Below are 18,557 nucleotides of genomic sequence, written 5' to 3' on the forward strand. Positions count from 1 at the left end.
TCGTGGTTGCTGGCCCGATTGTAGGCAGGCGGCGGGGCGTGCGTCCCGCCGCCTGTTGGGTGGATCAGAAGATATCGAAGGCAGCGTCGTCGGTGGTGTGACTCTGCTGGCCGAAGTCGAAGTCCTGCACCCGATCCAGATCTTCGGTCTTGACCCACTCAACGGCGCCATTCAGCGTCGCCTGGACCATGCCTGACGGCGGGTCGTTCTTGGCGATGGGAGCGTCTTTCAGCGCAACGCGCATGTAGTCGATCCAGATTGGCAGGGCTGCCTTGCCGCCGTACTCGCGGTAGCCCAGCGAGCGGAAGTCGTCACGGCCGACCCACACGGTGGTCGCCAGTGGGCCGCCGAAGCCGGAGAACCAGGCGTCGCGGTGATCATTGGTCGAGCCGGTCTTGCCGCCCACATCTTCGCGGCCCAATACCTTGGCCGCGGTGCCGGTGCCGCGCTGGACCACATCACGCATCATCGATACCAGCTGGTAAGCGGTACGTTCGTCGATGGCGCGCGGTGCGGTGCGGGCATTCGGATTTACCGGCTTGGCTGGCTCGATGGTCTCGGGCTTGGCCTCGGTGGGCTTGGCGGCAACCGGAGCGGGGGTTGCCTCGGCGCCGAAGTTGAAGCCGTCCACGACCTGGCTGACGGGTGCTGCGCCCGCAGTGGAGGTGCCACCACAGCCGCGGCAGGCCATGGCCGGGTTTTCCTTGAAGATCACGTTGCCGTCGCGGTCCTTGATCTCGTCAACGATCCAGGTGTCCACACGCGAGCCGCCATTGGCGAACACGGCGTAACCGCGCGCCACCGACAAGGGGGTCAGCGAGGCGGTGCCAAGCGACATCGACAGGTTCGGCGGTAGCTCGGCTTCCTGGAAGCCGAATTCGCTGATGTATTTGCGCGCGTAGTCCACGCCCATGCTGTCGAGCAGGCGCACCGAGACCAGGTTGCGTGACTGCACCAGCGCCTCGCGCAGGCGCATCGGGCCGCGGAAACCGCCGCCATCGTTCTGCGGCTGCCAGGTCTTGCCGCGGCGGTCGCGGAATACCACCGGCGCATCCAGCACGATCGAGGCAGGGTTGAAACCCTTGTCGAAAGCAGCGGCATAGACGAACGGCTTGAAGCTGGAGCCGGGCTGGCGGCGCGCCTGGGTGGCGCGGTTGAACTTGTTGCCGGCAAAGCTGAAACCGCCGACCAGGGCGCGCAATGCCCCGCTTTCGGCATCCACCGAGACCAGCGCGGCTTGACCGCGCGGAATCTGGTCGATCAGCCACTCGCCTTCCTTGGCACCGGCGCGTACGCGGATCATGTCGCCGCGGGTGACCAGCTTGGCCGGGCTGCGGTTGGTCCAGCGGCTGGACGCTACCGGCAGCACCAGTTCGCTGCGGTCGGCCAGGACTACGGTGATGCTGCCGTCGGCATGGGTGGCCGAAACCACTGCGGCTTGCAGGCCCGACTGCGTCGGGATGCTGCTGATATGCCGGGCCAGTGCGGTGTTGTCGGCATCGGCAGCGACGTCGAAATGCTGCTCGACGCCATGCCAGCCATGGCGATGGTCGTAGGTGTGCAGGCCATCGCGCACCGCCGTGTTGGCGGCTTCCTGCAACTGGCCATTGATGGTGGTGGTGACGTGGTAACCCTTGTTGAGCACGTCGCTGCCGTACTTGGCGATCATTTCCTGGCGCACCAGCTCGGCCACGTACGGCGCATACACCTGCACCGGCGGCTCATGCGGGCTGGCGTGCATGGGCACGGCCTTGGCCGCATCAGCCTCGGCCTGGCTGACGTAGCCCAGGTCGGCCATGCGCTGCAGTACATAGTTGTCGCGGCGCTGGCGTGCGCGTTCGGGGTTGCTCAGCGGGTTGCCGCTGGAGGGAAACTTGGGGATGCCGGCCAGCGAGGCCATTTCGTCCAGGTCGAGCTCGCCCAGCTTCTTGCCGTAGTAGTACTCGGCGGCGGCGCCGATGCCATAGGCACGGTTACCGAAGAAGCTCTTGTTGAGGTACAGCTCGAAGATCTCGTCCTTGCTCAGCTCACTCTCGATTTTGCGGGCAAGCAGGATTTCGGCGAACTTGCGGGTGTAGCTGACCTCGCTGCTGAGGAAGAATTGCCGCGCAACCTGCTGGGTAATCGTCGATCCGCCGGGTACACCGTCCTTGGAGCCGGTACGCGCGATCAGCCATACGGCGCGGGCAATACCCTTGTAGTCGATGCCGTCGTGTTGGTAGAAACGAGCATCCTCGGTGGCCAGGAAAGCCTGCTTCAGGCGCTCCGGGACGTCCTTCATCTGTACCGGGTAACGGCGGGTCTCGCCGAATACCGCCATCAATTTCCCTTCGTTATCATAGACATACATGGGCTCCTGCAATTCAACATTGCGCAGCGCCTGCACGTCCGGGAGCTTGGACGAGACAACGTAATAGAGCGAGCCGATGGCGATTGCGCCGACCAGGGAAAAGGCGACAAAGAGGGCCAGCAGCCAACGCAGCCAGCGACGAAAACGTGGCATCCAGAAGTCCCGATTGCGGTTTTTGTAGCCGCAGAGTATAGATTACGCAGGGGAGCGGCTGGGGCCGCGTCCTGGGGAGAGCAAATGGGGATACAGCTGGGCGACGTGATGCAGATCGCGTCTCGCATTCCGGATGGTTGCCATTTGCTGAAAAAACGTTATTAATGCGCCGACGCAAGACTTGCGTCCAAGTGCCCGTCGGCAGGGGAGAATCCGTGGGGCTTATCCCAAAGAGTCAGGCGCCAATCATTGGTGTCGACATCAGTTCGACTGCGGTAAAGCTGCTTCAGCTTTCCCGCAGCGGTAACCGTTTCCGCGTGGAACATTACGCCGTGGAACCTCTTCCGCCGAACGCGGTGGTGGAGAAAAACATTGTCGAAGTCGAAGCAGTCGGCGAAGCGATTCGTCGTGCTGTCGCGCGTTCAGGCAGCAAGGCCAAGGGGGCGGCCGCCGCTGTTGCCGGCTCTGCGGTGATCACCAAGGTGATCCCGATGCCGGCAGACCTGGACGAGAGCGAGATGGAGGCACAGGTCGAACTGGAGGCGGTGAATTACATCCCGTACCCGATCGACGAAGTGAACCTTGATTTCGAAGTGCTGGGTCCAGTGCCGAACAATCCAGAAATGGTGCAGGTACTGCTGGCCGCGTCGCGCTCGGAGAACGTGGAACTGCGTCAATCCGCGCTGGAGCTGGGTGGGCTGACCGCCAAGGTGATGGATGTGGAGGCGTTCGCGATTGAGAACGCGTTTGCATTGGTCGCCAGCGAGCTGGCTGTACCCAGTGACGGCGTGGTGGCGCTGGTCGACATCGGCGCAACCATGACCACGCTCAACGTCTTGCGTGGTGGGCGCAGTCTGTACAGCCGCGAACAGGTGTTCGGCGGCAAACAGCTCACCGATGAGGTGATGCGCCGCTACGGGCTCAGCTACGAGGAAGCGGGCTTGGCCAAGCGCCAGGGCGGCTTGCCGGAGAGCTACGAGGTTGAAGTGCTGGAACCGTTCAAAGAAGCGACGGTGCAGCAGATCAGCCGCCTGTTGCAGTTCTTCTACGCTGGCAGCGAGTTCAACCGCGTTGACCACATCGTGCTGGCCGGCGGCTGTGCCGCCCTGATCGGTTTGCCGACCATGGTCGAAGAACAGCTGGGCGTGGCGACCTCGGTGGCCAATCCCTTGGCGCAGATGACCTTGGGGCCGAAGGTCCAGGCGCATGCACTGAACCAGGATGCGCCGGCGTTGATGATCGCGACAGGTCTGGCCATGAGGGGGTTTGACTGATGGCACGGATCAATCTATTGCCGTGGCGCGAGGAGCGCCGCAAACAGCGTCAACGTGAGTTCTACGGGATGCTGGGCTTTGCCGCGCTCAGTGGCGTGGTGCTGTCGGGCTTGCTGTGGTTTTACTTCAGCCAGCAGATCAGCGGGCAGAACGAACGTAATGCCTACCTTGAGACCGAGATCGCCAAGGTCAAGGAGCAGAACAAGGAAATCGATCGCCTGGACGAGCAGAAAAAGCGTCTGCTCGACCGCAAGGCGGTGATCGAGGAGCTGCAAGGCAAGCGTTCGCAGATGGTGCACCTGTTTGATTCGTTGGTGCGCACCATTCCCGATGGCGTGGTGCTCACCGCACTGAAGCAGGAGGGCGAGACCCTGACGCTGGAAGGCCGTACGCAGTCCAACGCCCGCGTCAGTGCCTATATGCGCAATCTCGAGACCTCGGGCTGGATGAGGAATCCGGAACTGACCATCATCGAGGCGCGTGCGCAGGATACGCAGCAGAAAGGCGGTGCGGTTGTCGACATCAAGTCCCTTCCGTACGTGTTCACGCTGAGGGTGCAGCTGCCGGCACCGAGCGATGGCCAGGCCGAAGCAGGCACCGCGCCGATCGCAGCAGATGCCGCAGCGGTGGCTCCGGCTCCGGCTGCTGCTGCACCTGGTGCTCCCGCTGCTGCGTCGCCGGCAGCGCCGGCTGCGCCTGCCAGCGGGGTGGAGAAGCCAAAGGGCGAGACAGCGCCAGCAGCGCCGGCGCAGAAGGAGGCCCGTTCGTGAGCAAGAAATTCAACGCCAAAGAGCTGGATTTCAACAATATCGGTGCCTGGCCGCGCAACGCGAAGGCCGTGTTCTGCGTGTTGCTGTCCTTGCTGATCTTCGGCCTGTCTTACCTGTTGATCATCAGTGGGCAGAGAGGGGAGCTGGAGGAACTGGTGAACAGGGAAGCATCCTTGCGCCAGGACTTCGAGACCGAACAGAAGCGTGCGGTCAATCTGGAGCCTTTGAAGCAGCAGCTGGCACAGATGGAGCAGGTCTTGCAGCAGATGCTGCGCCAGTTGCCCAGCAAGACGGAGATGCCGGATCTGATCATCGACGTCTCGCAGACCGCGTTGTCCAGCGGTTTGAACAACGAGCTTTTCAAGCCCGGTGACGAGACCTTGAAAGAGTTCTATGCCGAGAAGCCGATCGCACTGCGCCTGGTGGGCAGTTACCACCAGTTCGGTGCGTTCGTCAGTGGCGTGGCCTCATTGCCTCGCGTGGTCATCCTGACCATGCATGACATCAATCTGCAGCCCAAGGGCGGACAGGGCGTGATCACGCCCGGTGGCGCGCTGGAGTTGTCCGGTACGGTCAAGACCTATCGGTACCTGGATGACACCGAGTTGGCTGATCAGCAAAAGGCCGCTGCCGATGCCAAGAAAAAGGGAGGGAAGTGATCATGCGTAATGTTTCCTCCCTGGCGTTGGGTGTGGCCTGCGTAGTGCTGCTGGGCGGTTGCGCCCGCGGCATCACCAGCACGCCTGGTGACGCGCCCAATCTTGAAAAATGGACTGCCGACGTGCGTGCACGTCCAGCCGAGCCGTTGGAGGCTCTGCCGGTGATGCAGCAGTTCGAGACCTTTGAATATTCGGCTCAAGGCCTGCGCGATCCGTTCAGTGACGCCTGGGTGTCCGATGATGGCAACAGCCAGTTGCGGCCGGATCCGAACCGTCGCAAGGAACCGCTCGAAGGGTTCCCGCTGGACAGCCTGGACATGGTTGGCACGATCGGCAGCGGCGCGGGTGCCGTGGCACTGGTGATGGGGCCGGACAAGGTCACCTACCGTGTACGTCCTGGGGTGTACATGGGTCAGAGCGATGGCCGTGTGACTGGCGTACGCGAAGACGGGATCGAGTTGATTGAACTAGTGCCGGACGGTGCAGGTGGCTGGCTGGAACGCCCAGCTTCGCTTGCACTGGACGATCGTTGATTGATTAGGGGATAGCACGATGACTTTTACCAAAGCCCTGAGCCTGCGTCCCATCCGGCGCCATGCACTGGTCCGCGTCTGCGCCTTGGGAGTGGCGTTGGCAGCGGTGTGCGGCTCTTCTTACGCAGCACAGCCGGTTACGGGTGTTGGCGGCGCAGCCGCAGCCTCGCAGCAGGCGGTGAAGGCGGTTTCCGTAACCAAGATCGACTTCAAGCGCGGCGACGATGGTGCCGGGCGGTTGATCATGCAGTTCGACGGCCAGGGTGCAAGCCCGGACCTGCGCAACCAAGGCAACAACGTCGTGATCGATGTTGGCAACGCCGTGTTGCCGGCCGAGCTGCAACGCCCGCTCAACGTCGTTGATTTCGCCACGCCGGTGCAGCGTATTGACGCCAAGCCGTCCGGGCAGGGTTCGCAGCTGGTGCTCAGCACCAGCGGCGCGTTCGACTCGCTGGCCTATCAGACCGGCAACGAGTATGTGGTGGAGATCACTCCGCGCCAGGCTGACGTGGCAACCGGCGCAGTTACCTCCAAGACGGTTGCGCAGGCGGCCGCTACGGTGGCTGCACGTGGCTACAGCGGCCGTCCGGTGACCTTCAACTTCCAGGACGTGCCGGTGCGCACGGTGCTGCAGTTGATCGCCGAAGAGTCCAATCTCAATGTGGTCGCATCCGACACGGTGCAGGGCAATGTGACCCTGCGTCTGGTCAATGTGCCATGGGATCAGGCGCTGGACATCGTGCTGCGCGCCAAGGGCCTGGACAAACGCCGTGACGGTGGCGTGGTCTGGGTTGCGCCGCAGCCGGAGCTGGCCAAGTTCGAACAGGACAAGGAAGACGCGCGTATCGCCATCGATAATCGCGTTGACCTGATCACCGACTACGTACAGATCAATTACCACAGTGCCGAGGCGATCTTCAAAGCGCTGACCGAGGCCAAGGGAATTGGCAACAGTAATAATGGCAGCGGTGGCGGCGGCAACAACAGCTCGCAGGAGAACGGCTTCCTGTCGCCGCGTGGTCGCCTGGTGGCTGATGAGCGTACCAACACGTTGATGATCAGTGATATTCCGAAGAAGGTCGCGCAGATGCGTGAGCTGATCGGAGTGATTGATCGACCGGTGGATCAGGTACTGATTGAAGGTCGTATCGTGATCGCCACTGACACTTTCGCTCGTGACCTGGGTGCGAAATTCGGCATCGGTGGTACCCGCAGCTACAACAATGGCAGCAACGTCGGGACCATAGGCAGTGGCACCAGTGGTACCGGCAATGCCAATCGCGGGCTGAATGTCAGTCTTCCTGCCGGCACCTTCACCAGCGCGAAGGCGAGTGGAGCTCCGAGCATCGCCTATACCTTGCTGGGCGCCAATTTCAACCTGGACCTGGAGCTTTCCGCGTTGCAGGAAGAAGGTCGCGGTGAAGTCATTTCCAACCCGCGTATCGTCACCGCCAACCAGCGCGAAGGCGTCATCAAGCAGGGTAAGGAAATCGGCTACGTCACCATTACCGGTGGTACCGGTGGTACTGCGGCAACGCCGAATGTCCAGTTCAAGGAAGTACTGCTGGAGCTGAAGGTCACGCCGACCATCACCCAGGACAATCGTGTCTTCCTCAACATGAATGTGAAGAAGGACGAAGTCGACGAATATCTGGAAGTGGACAACTTTGGTGTTGTGCCGATCATCAACCGCCGCGAAATCAACACCGCGGTATTGGTGGACGACGGTCAAACCGTTGTGATCGGCGGCGTGTATGAGTTCAATGACCGCACCAGCATCAGCAAGGTGCCGTTCCTGGGCGATATCCCGTTCCTGGGCAATCTGTTCAAGAAGCGCGGTCGCAGCAAGGACAAGGCTGAGCTGCTGGTGTTCGTGACCCCGAAGATCCTGCGCGTAGCCAAGGCTGCCCAGTAAGCACTTGTTACATCTAAGGAAAAGGGCCGCTATAGCGGCCCTTTTCCGTTTGCAGGCTGAGGTTTGGAACCATTTCACCGCAGATCGGTCAAACTGCGCCTATGAACCTGCCCCCACAGCTGCCCAACCAAGACGATGCCGTGGTCCGTGACAACGGCCTGCATCAGGAATTCACTGCATTGCGCGACGCCCTGTCCAGCGAAATCGTTGGCCAGTCGTTGCTGGTCGACCGGCTGCTGACCGCGCTGTTGGCGGACGGTCACCTGCTGGTCGAAGGTGCACCCGGCCTGGCCAAAACCACCGCCATCCGCGCCCTGGCTTCGCGCATCGATGCCAGCTTCGCGCGCATCCAGTTCACCCCGGACCTGCTGCCCGCCGACCTCACCGGTACCGATATCTGGCGTTCGCAGGAAGGCCGCTTCGAGTTCCAGGCCGGGCCAATCTTCCACCCGATCCTGCTCGCCGACGAAATCAACCGTGCCCCGGCCAAGGTGCAGTCGGCCCTGCTCGAAGCAATGGGCGAGCGCCAGGTGACGGTAGGCCGCAACACCTATCCGTTGCCTGACGTGTTTCTGGTGATGGCCACGCAGAACCCGATCGAGCAGGAGGGGACCTTCCCGCTGCCGGAGGCGCAGCTGGACCGTTTTCTGATGCATGTGCGCATTGGCTACCCGGATGCCAGCGCCGAAACCGAGATCCTGCGGCTCGCGCGCGAGCGCGCATTGCGCGCGATGCGGCCGCAGCAGGTGACGATAGAAAAGATCTCGCTGCAGAAGATTGAACAGGCCCGTCGCGAGGTGCTGGAGCTGCATATGGCGCCGCAGCTTGAGCGCTATCTGATCGCGCTGGTGTTGGCCTCGCGTGACGCCAGTGCGTATGACGCGCAGCTGGCCAAGCGCATTGCCTGGGGCGCAAGCCCGCGCGGTTCGATCGCACTGGAACGTTGCGCGCGTGCCCGCGCATGGTTGGCCGGCCGTGACTACGTCACCCCTGATGACATCCGCGCCGTGGCAGCCGACGTGCTCCGCCATCGTGTGCTGCCAAGCTACGAGGCCGCGGCCGAGGGCTGGGATGGTGAGCGCCTGGTGGCGGCGTTGCTTGATTGCGTGCCTCTGCCTTGAGGCAGGGTGTGATGACTTGCGGCGTTGATGGAATGATCATGAGGCCTCGTTTGCTGGCGGGTCAGCGATGAGTGCGCCCGTAGCCAGACAAACGCAGACGGTTGCGGCTGTCGAAGACGGCATCCGCCCGCAGTTGGCTGAGCTGATTGCGTTGCGTGGCGCTGCCAATGGCGGCCGCAAGGCCCGCCGGGGGCACTACGCGGTAAGTGGACGTGCCGCATCGATGCTGCGTGGTCGCGGTATGGAATATGCCGAGTCACGTGAGTACGTGCCTGGCGACGATGCACGGCATATCGACTGGAAGCTGACCGCGCGCACGGATGCAACGCATACCAAGACCTTCCAGACCGAGCGTGAGCGGGTCACCTTGTTGATTGCTGATACCGCTGCGGCCCTGTACTTCGGTACACGGGTACGTTTCAAGTCGGTGCAGGCGGCACGTGCTGGTGCGGTGGCGGCATGGTCGGCGTTGCGCGACGGGGACAGGATTGCGGCGCTGCGCGGCTCCGCGCAGCAGGCCCTGGTGCCACCGGCGGGTGGTACGCGCGGCGTCTTGCGGGCGCTGGATGCCTTGGTGCGCTGGTATGGCGAACGGCCTGCCGATGATGGCGGATTGCAGCTGGCCTTGGAGCAGGCTGCGCGGGTATTGCATCCCGGCGCGCGCGCGGTGGTGCTGGCTGATCCAGCCAGCGCACAGGCAGTGCCTGCAGCAACCTGGTCGGCACTGTCGATGCATGTTGAAGTGGAGTTGGTGTTGTTGCTTGATCCCCTGGAAATCTCACCGCCGAGTTGTGTACTGCCGCTGGCAACGCGATCCGGCCGCCTGCAACTGGATCTGACCTCGTCCGCTGTACGCGATGCCTGGCATGACGCGCTGATTGGCCCGGTCGAAGACCTGTGTCGGCAGCTGCCGGGTCGGCGCATCCGCGTCAGCACCTTGGTAACCGACGACGCCAGCGATGCCTGGCTGGGCGCCGCACCAAACCGGAGCGTGGGCTGATGGCCGCCCAACTGCAGCTGCGTGATGTGCACTTGCCGGCAGCACCGGGTTGGTGGCCGCTGGCGCCGGGCTGGTGGCTGCTGATTGGCGCGATCGTGGTGATTGCTCTGATCGTGCTTTCCATCCATCTCTTTCGCCGGCGCCGATTGCAGCGTTGGATGACGCTGTTTGACCGGCAGGTACAGGCGGCGCAGCAGGGGCCTGCCAAGCTGGCCGCAGCCTCGGAGCTGCTGCGCCGTGCGGCGCGACGGCTTGATCCGCAGGCCGTGCAGTTGCAGGGCGAGGCGTGGCTGCGTTTTCTCGATGGGGCCAAGGGCGCTGATTTCAGCAGCGGCGATGGACGTCTGCTGCTGGACGGCGGCTTCCGCCCAGCGCTTGAGGTCGCGCAGGTCGATCGTGTCTGCCAGCTGGCCCGCAGCCGTTTTCTGCAATTGATGGCCGGGCGCCGCTGATGCAGGACACGATTGCAAACTGGTTGAGCCTGTTGCCGGCGTTTGCGTGGCCTTGGGCATGGCTGGTGCTGCCATTGCCGCTGCTGATGTTGTTGTGGCCGTTGCGTGAACAGAACGGGGCGGCGTTACGTGTGCCTTATGAGCCGGCGCGTCTGCAGGGCCGGGCGCCCTCGCGCGCCGGTGCGTTTCTGCAGACGTTGCTGCTGTGGTTGGCCTGGTTGTGCCTGTGTGCCGCATTGGCGCGCCCGCAGCAGCTGGGTGAGCCGATCGAGCCGCCGCGGCAGGCCCGGCAGATGATGTTGGCGGTGGACCTGTCCGGCAGCATGAGCGAGCCGGACATGCAGCTTGGCGGGCAGGTGGTGGACCGGTTGACTGCTGCCAAGGCAGTGCTGGCCGACTTTCTCGAGCGTCGCGAAGGCGACCGCATTGGCCTGCTGGTGTTTGGTCAGCGCGCCTATGCATTGACGCCGCTGACCACCGATCGCGCTACAGTGCGTGATCAACTGCGCGACAGCGTGGTTGGCCTGGCCGGGCGTGAGACGGCGTTGGGCGACGCGATTGCGCTGTCGGTGAAGCGCCTGCGCGAACAACCGCAGGGGCAGCGCGTACTGATCGTATTGACCGACGGCGTGAATACCGCCGGCGTGCTGGAGCCGTTGAAGGCGGCGGAGCTGGCCAAGGCCGAAGGGGTGCGCGTCTACACCATCGCCTTCGGCGGTAGCGGTGGCATGTCCTTGTTTGGCGTGCAGTTGCCCGGCGCTGATGACCAGGTGGACGAAGCCACTTTGACCAAGGTGGCTGGTGAAACCGGCGGTCGTTTCTTCCGCGCCCGCGATACCGATGAGCTGGTCAACATCTATGCCGAACTGGACCGACTGGAACCGGTGAAGGACGCTGGCCCGGCAGTGCGGCCACGCATCGAGCGCTATCCATGGCCATTGGCGTTGTCCTTGTTGCTGGGTGTGGTGGCATTGGCCTGGCGGGGGCTGCGGTCATGATCAATTGGCAGGATCTGCACTTTCTGCGCCCGGAGTGGCTGTGGGCTTTGTTGCTGGTGCCGGCAGCCTTGCTGGGTAGCTGGTGGCGGCGCCATCGCAGTGCGCGCTGGCACGAGGCCGTGGACCCGCACCTGCTGGCCCACTTGCTTGCTGATGGCGGCAAGCGCGGATGGTGGGGTAGCGCGGTGTTGGCGCTTGGCTTGACGTTGGCGGTGCTCGCGCTTGCCGGCCCGAGCTGGCGTCAGCTGGAACAACCACTATGGGAATCGAAGACACCGCTGGTGATCGTGCTTGACCTGTCCAGCAGCATCCGCGCTACCGACCTGCCGCCGTCGCGCTTGCTGCAGGCACGGGCGAAGCTGGGCAGTCTGCTGCGTGAGCGCAAGGGCGGCGAAGTGGCCTTGGTCGCTTTCGCCTATGAGCCATTCACGGTGGCACCGCTGACCGATGACGCGGCCAATGTCGCCCTGTTCCTGGACGCCTTGGCGCCGGAAGTGATGCCAGCCGATGGCCAGCGTCCGGAGAAGGCATTGCGCTGGGCTGGCGATCTGTTGAAGCGGTCCGGCGCGCGCAACGGCGAGATCCTGTTGCTGAGCGATCACGTTGATGCGGCAGCACTGGCCGAGGCGGCCAAGCTGCGTGCTGCCGGTTATCGGGTCTCGGCGCTGGGACTGGGCAGCCTGCAGGGCGCCTCCTATCGCGATCAGCGTGGCGCGATTGAACAGGCGCATCTGGACGAAACTTCGCTGCGTGCTTTGGCAGCAGCTGGCGGCGGCGCTTATCAGCGCATTGCCAACACCTCGGCCGACCTGCAGGCGCTGGGGGTGCTGGAGCCGCTTGCAGCTGCGCAGGATCGCCAGCAACAGGCCAGTGCTGGCAAGCAGTGGCAGGACGAGGGCTACTGGTTGTTGCCGCCGCTGTTGTTGCTGGCGGTGTTCGCGTTCCGTCGTCCACGCCGGGTGCTGCCGGTACTTGCGCTATGCCTGATGCTGCCGGTGCTGCAGCCTGCACATGCGGCCGAGCAAGGCGGCTGGTGGCAGCGCGCCGACCAGCGCCAGCACCAGCGTCTGGGTGAAGGTGTGGAAGCGTACCGGCTTGGTGATTTCGCCACCGCGCAGAAGAAATTCGAAGGCATCGACAACGAGCAGGGCTGGTACAACCTTGGCAATGCGCTTGCCCGCCAAGGCAAGTACGACGAGGCGATCACTGCTTATGATCGCGCACTGAAGGCGCATCCCGGGATGCAGGACGCGGTGGCCAACCGTGCCGCGGTGGATGCCGCGCGCAAGCGGAAATCGCAGCAGGGCCAGCAAGGCAATCAGCAGAACCCGTCGAAGCCGCAGCAAGGAAAGGACCAGCCCGGGCAGCAGAGTCCGCCACAGAACGGGCAGCAGAATCCTTCGCAGCAGAATCAACAAGGTCGACAGCAAGGGCAGCAGGGTCAGCCGCAACAGGGCCAGCAGTCCCCTGGGCGCGATCCGCAGGCGGACGGCAAATCGTCATCCGGCAAGGATCAGCAGCCGCCACAGAGCGAAGATGCAGGCAGGCAGGAGCAGGCCGATCAAGCGCAGAGCCAGCGCATGGCCGAGGCCATGCGTCAGCAACAGGCGCGCGAAGGTGAGCAGCAGAACGCGGCCGCGCAGGCAGCAATGACACCTGCGCAGCGTGAGCAGCAGCAGGCCGTGGAGGCCTGGATGCAGCGGGTGCCGGATGAGCCGGGTAATTTGTTGAAAGCGAAATTCCAGCTCGAATACGAGCGGCGTATGCGGGAAAAACGATGAGAAAGAATCACACCGGCAGCGCCATGCAGCTGTGGCTGTTGCTCGGCCTGTTGGCTGTCACTGGTCTGTTGCAGGCGCAGACACGTGCCTGGTTGGACCGCGACAGCATCAAGCAGAATGAGTCGGTCACGCTGACCATCGAAACCGACCAGTCCGGCAGCCCGGACTACGCGCCGTTGGAAGCAGACTTCGTGATCGGTGCGCAGAGCAGCAGCCGCCAGCTGCAGATGGGGGGCGGCGGCTCGCGCAACTACGCCCAGTACGCGGTGGCGCTGACACCGCGCCGTACCGGCATGCTCGACATCCCGGCGCTGCGTGTGGGCGGCGGCAGCACCACGCCCTTGCTGGTGAAGGTTGACGAGGCGCCGGTCGCCAGTCGTGACGGCAATGCAGTGGCTTTCATCGAGACCGAGGTCGATGACAAGCAGCCCTACGTGCAGCAGAGTGTGGGTGTGGTGGTGCGGCTGTACTTCGCCACCCAGCTGGCGTCTGGCGAACTGGTGCTGGATACCCCGGCTGCGGCGTCGCTGCAGCGCGTTGGCGATGACCGCACTTCCGTGCGCGAAGTCGGTGGACGCCGTTACAACGTGGTCGAGCGCCGTTTCCTGTTGATTCCAGAACGCAGCGGCCCCTTGCAGGTGGCCGGCGCCCGTTTCAGCGGGCAGGGCGCAGGTGGCTTCTTTGACGATTTCTTCGGCCGCGACAATGGCCAGCTCAGCGCCCGTGGTCCCGACCAGACCTTGCAGGTGCGGGCCACGCCCGCCGATGCACCGCAACCGTGGCTGCCGCTGAAGAACCTGCAACTGCGCTATACCGCCGCGCCCAACAGCGGGCGTACCGGTGAGGCGATTGCGATCGAAGTGGAGGCAATCGCCAGCGGTGCGACCAAGGCACAGTTCCCGGAGTTGCCGGTGCCGTCGCTGGGCGACAACGCGCAGGTGTTCGCCGAGCCACCGCAGTTCGATGAAACCTTCGAGGGCTCCAGTCCACAGCTGAAGCTGACGCGGCGTTATTCGATCGTGCCGCAGCAGAGTGGCGCGCTGGCCGTGCCGGGGATCCAGATGCAATGGTGGGATGTGGCCGCCGGGCAGGCACGCACCACTTCGCTGCCGGCACTGTCGTTGCAGATTGCCCAAGGCAGCAACACCGGCATGGTCGCACCGCCATTGGTGCAACCGGCAGCGAACGGTTCTGCCGCTCTGGCTGCAGGCAATGCCTTGGCGGCGTCGCAGGACGTGGCGAACAACTGGTTGTGGCCAGCGCTGGCGGCCGGTTTTGCCTTGTTGTGGCTGGCCACGCTGATCTGGGGGCTGTCGCGCCGCCGCAACGTGGCGGTTGTCCGTGGTGAACATGTGACTCTGGTTGCAGGCTCGGTCTCGCGTTACAGCACGACGGACCTGCGCCGTGCCCTGGATGCCGGCAGCCTGGACGAGGTGGCACACATCCTTGCCGCGATGGGCGGTGTGGATGGGCTGGACGCGGTGATCGAGAAGCTGGACGACCCTGCGCAACGCGAAGCGCTGCTGCGCATGCAGCGCGCGCGCTGGGGCGGCGAGGGCGATGTGAGCGCTGCGCGTGCCCAGTTGCGTGAGGTATTCAAGGCTGGGCCGCGCTGGCGGCAAACCGCGGTGGTGGAAAAACCGTTGTTGGACCCTCTCTATCCAGGACAAGGCTGAAAAGGGCGGTTGTACATCGTCTGTTAAGCTGATCCATTCTCTGGAGGGAAACCCACTTATGGCCAATGCCGCCAAGACCACCGCCAAAATGCCGTTCCACTGGAAGATAGGGATCGGCTTCGGCTTCGGTCTGCTGCTGGGCCTGTTCGTGCACCTCGTCAGCCCTGACGCGGCTTGGGTGCACGCGGTGACCACCTATCTGACCACGCCGGTTTCCGGGCTGTTCCTGAGCCTTATCTTCATGCTGATCGTGCCGCTGATCTTCTCGGCGCTGGTGATGGGCGTGTCGGAGATGGGCGATATCCGCTCGCTGGGACGCATTGGCTGGAAGTCGCTGGCCTACACGATCGTGCTGTCCGGTGTGGCGGTCCTGATCGGCCTGGTGCTGGTCAATCTGTTCCAGCCCGGCGCCGGTGTTGACCCGGGGGTAGCCGCCAAGCTGCTGGCCGAGAACGCCGAGCGCAGCCAGGCGATCGTGGCCGGTGCAGGCTCCGCGCCCAAGGGCCTGGACATGCTGCTGTCGATCGTTCCCAACAACGTGCTCGACGCGGCTTCGGACAACGGCAAGATCCTGTCGCTGATGTTCTTCGCGTTGATGCTGGGCATCGGCATGGTGCTGTCGCCGGCCGAAAAGGTGGCCACGCTGCGCAAGGGCATCGAAGGCCTGTTCGAGATCTCGATGACCCTGATCAACCTGGTCATCCGCCTGGCGCCGTATGCCGTGGCCTGCTTCATGTTCAACCTGGCGGCCATCTTCGGCTTCGACCTGTTGATCAAGCTGGGCGCCTATGTGGGCGTGGTGGTGCTGGCGTTGGCGACCCATATGTTTGTCAGCTACGGCATCGCGGTAAAGCTGGCCGGGCGCTCGCCCATCCAGTTCTTCCGGCAGACCCAGGAAGCCACGGTGATGGCGTTCTCCACCGCGTCGTCCAATGCGACCCTGCCGACCGCGCTGCGCGTGGCCGACCAGATGGGCTTCCCGCACAAGGTCTCGCGCTTCGTGCTGACCGTCGGCGCCACCGCCAACCAGAACGGCACCGCGCTGTTCGAGGGCGTGACGGTGATCTTCCTGGCGCAGTTCTTCGGCGTGGACCTGAGCATCGGCCAGCAGTTCATGGTGATGGTGGTCTGCATCCTTGGCGGTATCGGTACTGCCGGAGTGCCGTCCGGCTCGCTGCCGGTGGTGGCGCTGATCTGTGCCATGGTCGGCGTCAATCCTGCCGGTATCGGCCTGATTCTGGGTGTGAACCACTTCCTGGACATGTGCCGTACCGCGCTGAACGTGACCGGTGACCTGGCCCTGACCACCCTGGTGGCGCGCGGAGAGAGTGACGAAAGCGTCGGCCGGCATCATCCGCAGGATTGAGTTCCGGCGGGTTTGCGGTAACCACGGCCACCCGGTTCAGGGTGGCCGTTTTGCTTGGGACGTATTCCTCTCAGGCGAAACGAATGCAAACTATCGTCAGCCTTTCCGGACTGATCCCGGCGGTAGCTTGTGGGACAATAGGCCGCCCGCAGTTCCGCGGGAGCCTCCTGATTCTGACGACCCATGACGCAGCCCACCCGCCGCCAGTTGGCGAACGCCATCCGTTTCCTTGCCGCTGATGCGGTAGAAGCCGCCAAGTCCGGTCATCCCGGCATGCCGATGGGCATGGCCGATATCGCCGAAGTACTCTGGAACGACTATCTCCGTCACAACCCGAACAACCCGAAGTGGTTCAACCGCGACCGTTTCGTGCTGTCCAACGGCCACGGCTCGATGCTGCACTATGCGCTGCTGCACCTGAGCGGCTACGACCTGCCGATCGAGGAACTGAAGGCCTTCCGCCAGTTGGGCAGCCGCACTGCCGGTCACCCGGAGCGTCATGAAACCCCGGGCGTGGAAACCACCACCGGCCCGCTCGGTCAGGGCCTGGCCAATGCCGTGGGCTTCGCGCTGGCTGAGAAGCTGCTGTCGCAGCGCTACAACCGCCCGGAATTCGAAGTCGTCGACCACCGCACCTGGGTGTTCATGGGCGACGGCTGCCTGATGGAAGGCATCTCGCACGAAGCCGCATCGCTGGCTGGCACCTGGGGCCTGAGCAAGCTGGTCTGCTTCTGGGACGACAACAACATCTCCATCGACGGTGAAGTGGAAGGCTGGTTCACCGACGACACCCCGGCACGCTTCGAGTCCTACGGCTGGAATGTGGTGCGTGGCGTCGACGGCCACGATCCGGAAAGCATCAAGGCCGGCATCGAGCAGGCGCTGTCGCAGTTCGACAAGCCGACCCTGATCTGCTGCAAGACCACCATTGGTTTTGGCTCGCCGAACAAGGCTGGCCAGGAATCCAGCCACGGCGCACCGCTGGGCAAGGACGAACTGGAAGCTACCCGCAAGGCGCTGAACTGGGCCTACGGCCCGTTCGAGATCCCGGAAGAAATCTATGCCGGCTGGCGCGCTGGCGGCACCGGCACCCTGCGCCAGGCCGAGTGGGAACAGCTGTTCGACAAGTACGCCGCACAGTTCCCGGCCGACGCCGACGAACTGACCCGCCGTTCGCACGGCGAACTGCCGGCTGACTTCATTGCCCAGGCCGATGCCTACATCGCCCAGGTGCAGGCCGAAGCGCCGAACATCGCCTCGCGCAAGGCCTCGCAGAACGCCATCCAGGCTTTTGCACCGCTGCTGCCGGAAATCATCGGCGGCTCGGCTGACCTGGCTGGTTCCAACCTGACCCTGTGGAAGGGTGCGCAGACCGTGGTCGGCGAAGACCCGCATGCCAATTACGTGCACTACGGCGTGCGTGAGTTCGGCATGAGCGCGATTGCCAATGGCCTGGCCCTGCACGGCGGTTTCCTGCCGTTCGACGCCACCTTCCTGGTGTTCAGTGACTACGCCCGCAACGCGCTGCGCATGAGCGCGCTGATCCCGGCGCACGTCATCCACGTGTTCACCCATGACTCGATCGGTCTGGGCGAAGACGGCCCGACCCACCAGCCGGTGGAGCACGTGTCCTCGCTGCGCTACATCCCCAACAACGATGTGTGGCGTCCCTGCGATGCGGCCGAATCGGCGGTCAGCTGGAAGGCTGCCATCGTCCGCAAGGACGGCCCGAGCTGCCTGATCTTCAGCCGCCAGAACCTGGCCCCGCAGCCGCGTACGGCCGAGCAGGTGCAGCAGATCGAGCGCGGTGGTTACGTGTTGGCTGACGCCGCCGGTACCCCGGACGTGATCCTGATCGGCACCGGTTCGGAAGTAGGTCTGGCTGTGGCCGCCAAGGCCGAGCTGGACGCTGCCGGCATCAAGACCCGCGTGGTGTCGATGCCGTGCACCGACGTGTTCGACCGCCAGGACGCCGCTTACCGCGAGTCCGTGCTGCCGAATGCCGTGCGCAAGCGTGTTGCCGTCGAAGCCGGCGTCACCGGTTTCTGGCGCCAGTACGTGGGTCTGGACGGTGCAGTCATCGGTCTGGACACCTTCGGCGCATCGGCCCCGGCCGACAAGCTGTACAAGCACTTCGGCATCACCACCGAAGCGGTTGTGGCAGCTGCCAAGGCGCAGATCGCAGGCTGATAGCCTTCCGTTGTACGTCTTGAACAGAGGCCGGGGAAACCCGGCCTTTGTTTTGGCTTCGCCCCAACTGTAGTGCCGAGCCATGCTCGGCAGGGGGCTTTCCCCGCGAAAGGCCAACCCCTCCCAAGCCCTCCCCTTCGCTGCGCGAAAGGGAGGGGGCAGGTCTGTAGTGCCGAGCCATGCTCGGCAGGGGCTTTCCCCGCGAAAGGCCAACCCCTCCCAAGCCCTCCCCTTCGCTGTGCGAAAGGGAGGGAGCAGGTCTGTAGTGCCGAGCCATGCTCGGCAGGGGCTTTCCCAGCGGAAGGCAACCCCTCCCCAA

General features: G+C 64.0%; 14 protein-coding genes. 13 read left to right on the forward strand and 1 reads right to left on the reverse strand.

Features of this window, described 5'->3' with window-relative positions; genetic code table 11:
• Positions 1-64: 64 nt before the first annotated feature.
• Entirely contained in the window at positions 65-2,503 is a 2,439-nt protein-coding gene (locus tag ACVOMF_RS09360) for a penicillin-binding protein 1A (protein WP_481509039.1), read from the reverse strand.
• Between the two features lie 215 nt (positions 2,504-2,718).
• Between ACVOMF_RS09360 and ACVOMF_RS09365 the strand changes: the two genes are divergently transcribed.
• From ACVOMF_RS09365 to tkt, 13 genes are all read left to right on the forward strand, one after another.
• A complete protein-coding gene (locus ACVOMF_RS09365; RefSeq protein WP_343229781.1) occupies positions 2,719-3,777 on the forward strand; it encodes a pilus assembly protein PilM in 1,059 nt (352 codons plus the stop codon).
• On the forward strand, positions 3,777-4,547 hold the full coding sequence (locus ACVOMF_RS09370) for a PilN domain-containing protein (protein ID WP_481509040.1): 771 nt from the start codon (positions 3,777-3,779) through the stop codon (positions 4,545-4,547). Before ACVOMF_RS09365 ends, ACVOMF_RS09370 begins: the two co-directional genes overlap by 1 nt.
• Positions 4,544-5,206 carry a type IV pilus inner membrane component PilO gene (locus ACVOMF_RS09375; protein ID WP_481509041.1) on the forward strand — a complete coding sequence of 221 codons (663 nt, stop codon included), beginning with the start codon at positions 4,544-4,546 and terminating at the stop codon, positions 5,204-5,206. Before ACVOMF_RS09370 ends, ACVOMF_RS09375 begins: the two co-directional genes overlap by 4 nt.
• Positions 5,207-5,208: 2 nt before the next feature.
• Positions 5,209-5,739 carry a pilus assembly protein PilP gene (locus tag ACVOMF_RS09380; RefSeq protein WP_481509042.1) on the forward strand — a complete coding sequence of 177 codons (531 nt, stop codon included), beginning with the start codon at positions 5,209-5,211 and terminating at the stop codon, positions 5,737-5,739.
• A gap of 19 nt (positions 5,740-5,758) precedes the next feature.
• On the forward strand, positions 5,759-7,654 hold the full coding sequence (locus ACVOMF_RS09385; protein WP_481509043.1) for a type IV pilus secretin PilQ: 1,896 nt from the start codon (positions 5,759-5,761) through the stop codon (positions 7,652-7,654).
• A gap of 101 nt (positions 7,655-7,755) precedes the next feature.
• Positions 7,756-8,775, forward strand: a complete 1,020-nt coding sequence (locus tag ACVOMF_RS09390) for an AAA family ATPase (RefSeq protein ID WP_481509044.1) — start codon at positions 7,756-7,758, stop codon at positions 8,773-8,775.
• Positions 8,776-8,842: 67 nt separating this feature from the next.
• Complete coding sequence (locus ACVOMF_RS09395; RefSeq protein ID WP_481509045.1) at positions 8,843-9,775, forward strand: DUF58 domain-containing protein; 933 nt, start codon at positions 8,843-8,845, stop codon at positions 9,773-9,775.
• Complete coding sequence (locus ACVOMF_RS09400; protein ID WP_481509046.1) at positions 9,775-10,227, forward strand: DUF4381 domain-containing protein; 453 nt, start codon at positions 9,775-9,777, stop codon at positions 10,225-10,227. Before ACVOMF_RS09395 ends, ACVOMF_RS09400 begins: the two co-directional genes overlap by 1 nt.
• Positions 10,227-11,225 (forward strand): vWA domain-containing protein, encoded by a 999-nt coding sequence (locus ACVOMF_RS09405; RefSeq protein ID WP_481509047.1) that lies wholly within the window; start codon positions 10,227-10,229, stop codon positions 11,223-11,225. Before ACVOMF_RS09400 ends, ACVOMF_RS09405 begins: the two co-directional genes overlap by 1 nt.
• The gene (locus tag ACVOMF_RS09410; RefSeq protein WP_481509048.1) at positions 11,222-13,006 is read left to right on the forward strand and encodes a vWA domain-containing protein; all 1,785 of its coding nucleotides are present in this window, start codon (positions 11,222-11,224) and stop codon (positions 13,004-13,006) included. The genes ACVOMF_RS09405 and ACVOMF_RS09410 overlap by 4 nt, the downstream gene beginning before the upstream one ends.
• Positions 13,003-14,682 carry a BatD family protein gene (locus ACVOMF_RS09415; protein ID WP_481509049.1) on the forward strand — a complete coding sequence of 560 codons (1,680 nt, stop codon included), beginning with the start codon at positions 13,003-13,005 and terminating at the stop codon, positions 14,680-14,682. The genes ACVOMF_RS09410 and ACVOMF_RS09415 overlap by 4 nt, the downstream gene beginning before the upstream one ends.
• 58 nt (positions 14,683-14,740) lie before the next feature.
• Positions 14,741-16,048 (forward strand): dicarboxylate/amino acid:cation symporter, encoded by a 1,308-nt coding sequence (locus tag ACVOMF_RS09420; RefSeq protein WP_481509050.1) that lies wholly within the window; start codon positions 14,741-14,743, stop codon positions 16,046-16,048.
• 183 nt (positions 16,049-16,231) lie between these two features.
• Complete coding sequence (gene tkt, locus ACVOMF_RS09425; RefSeq protein WP_481509051.1) at positions 16,232-18,238, forward strand: transketolase; 2,007 nt, start codon at positions 16,232-16,234, stop codon at positions 18,236-18,238.
• Positions 18,239-18,557: the final 319 nt, after the last annotated feature.

It is taken from the genome of Stenotrophomonas sp. STEN022, assembly GCF_056760155.1.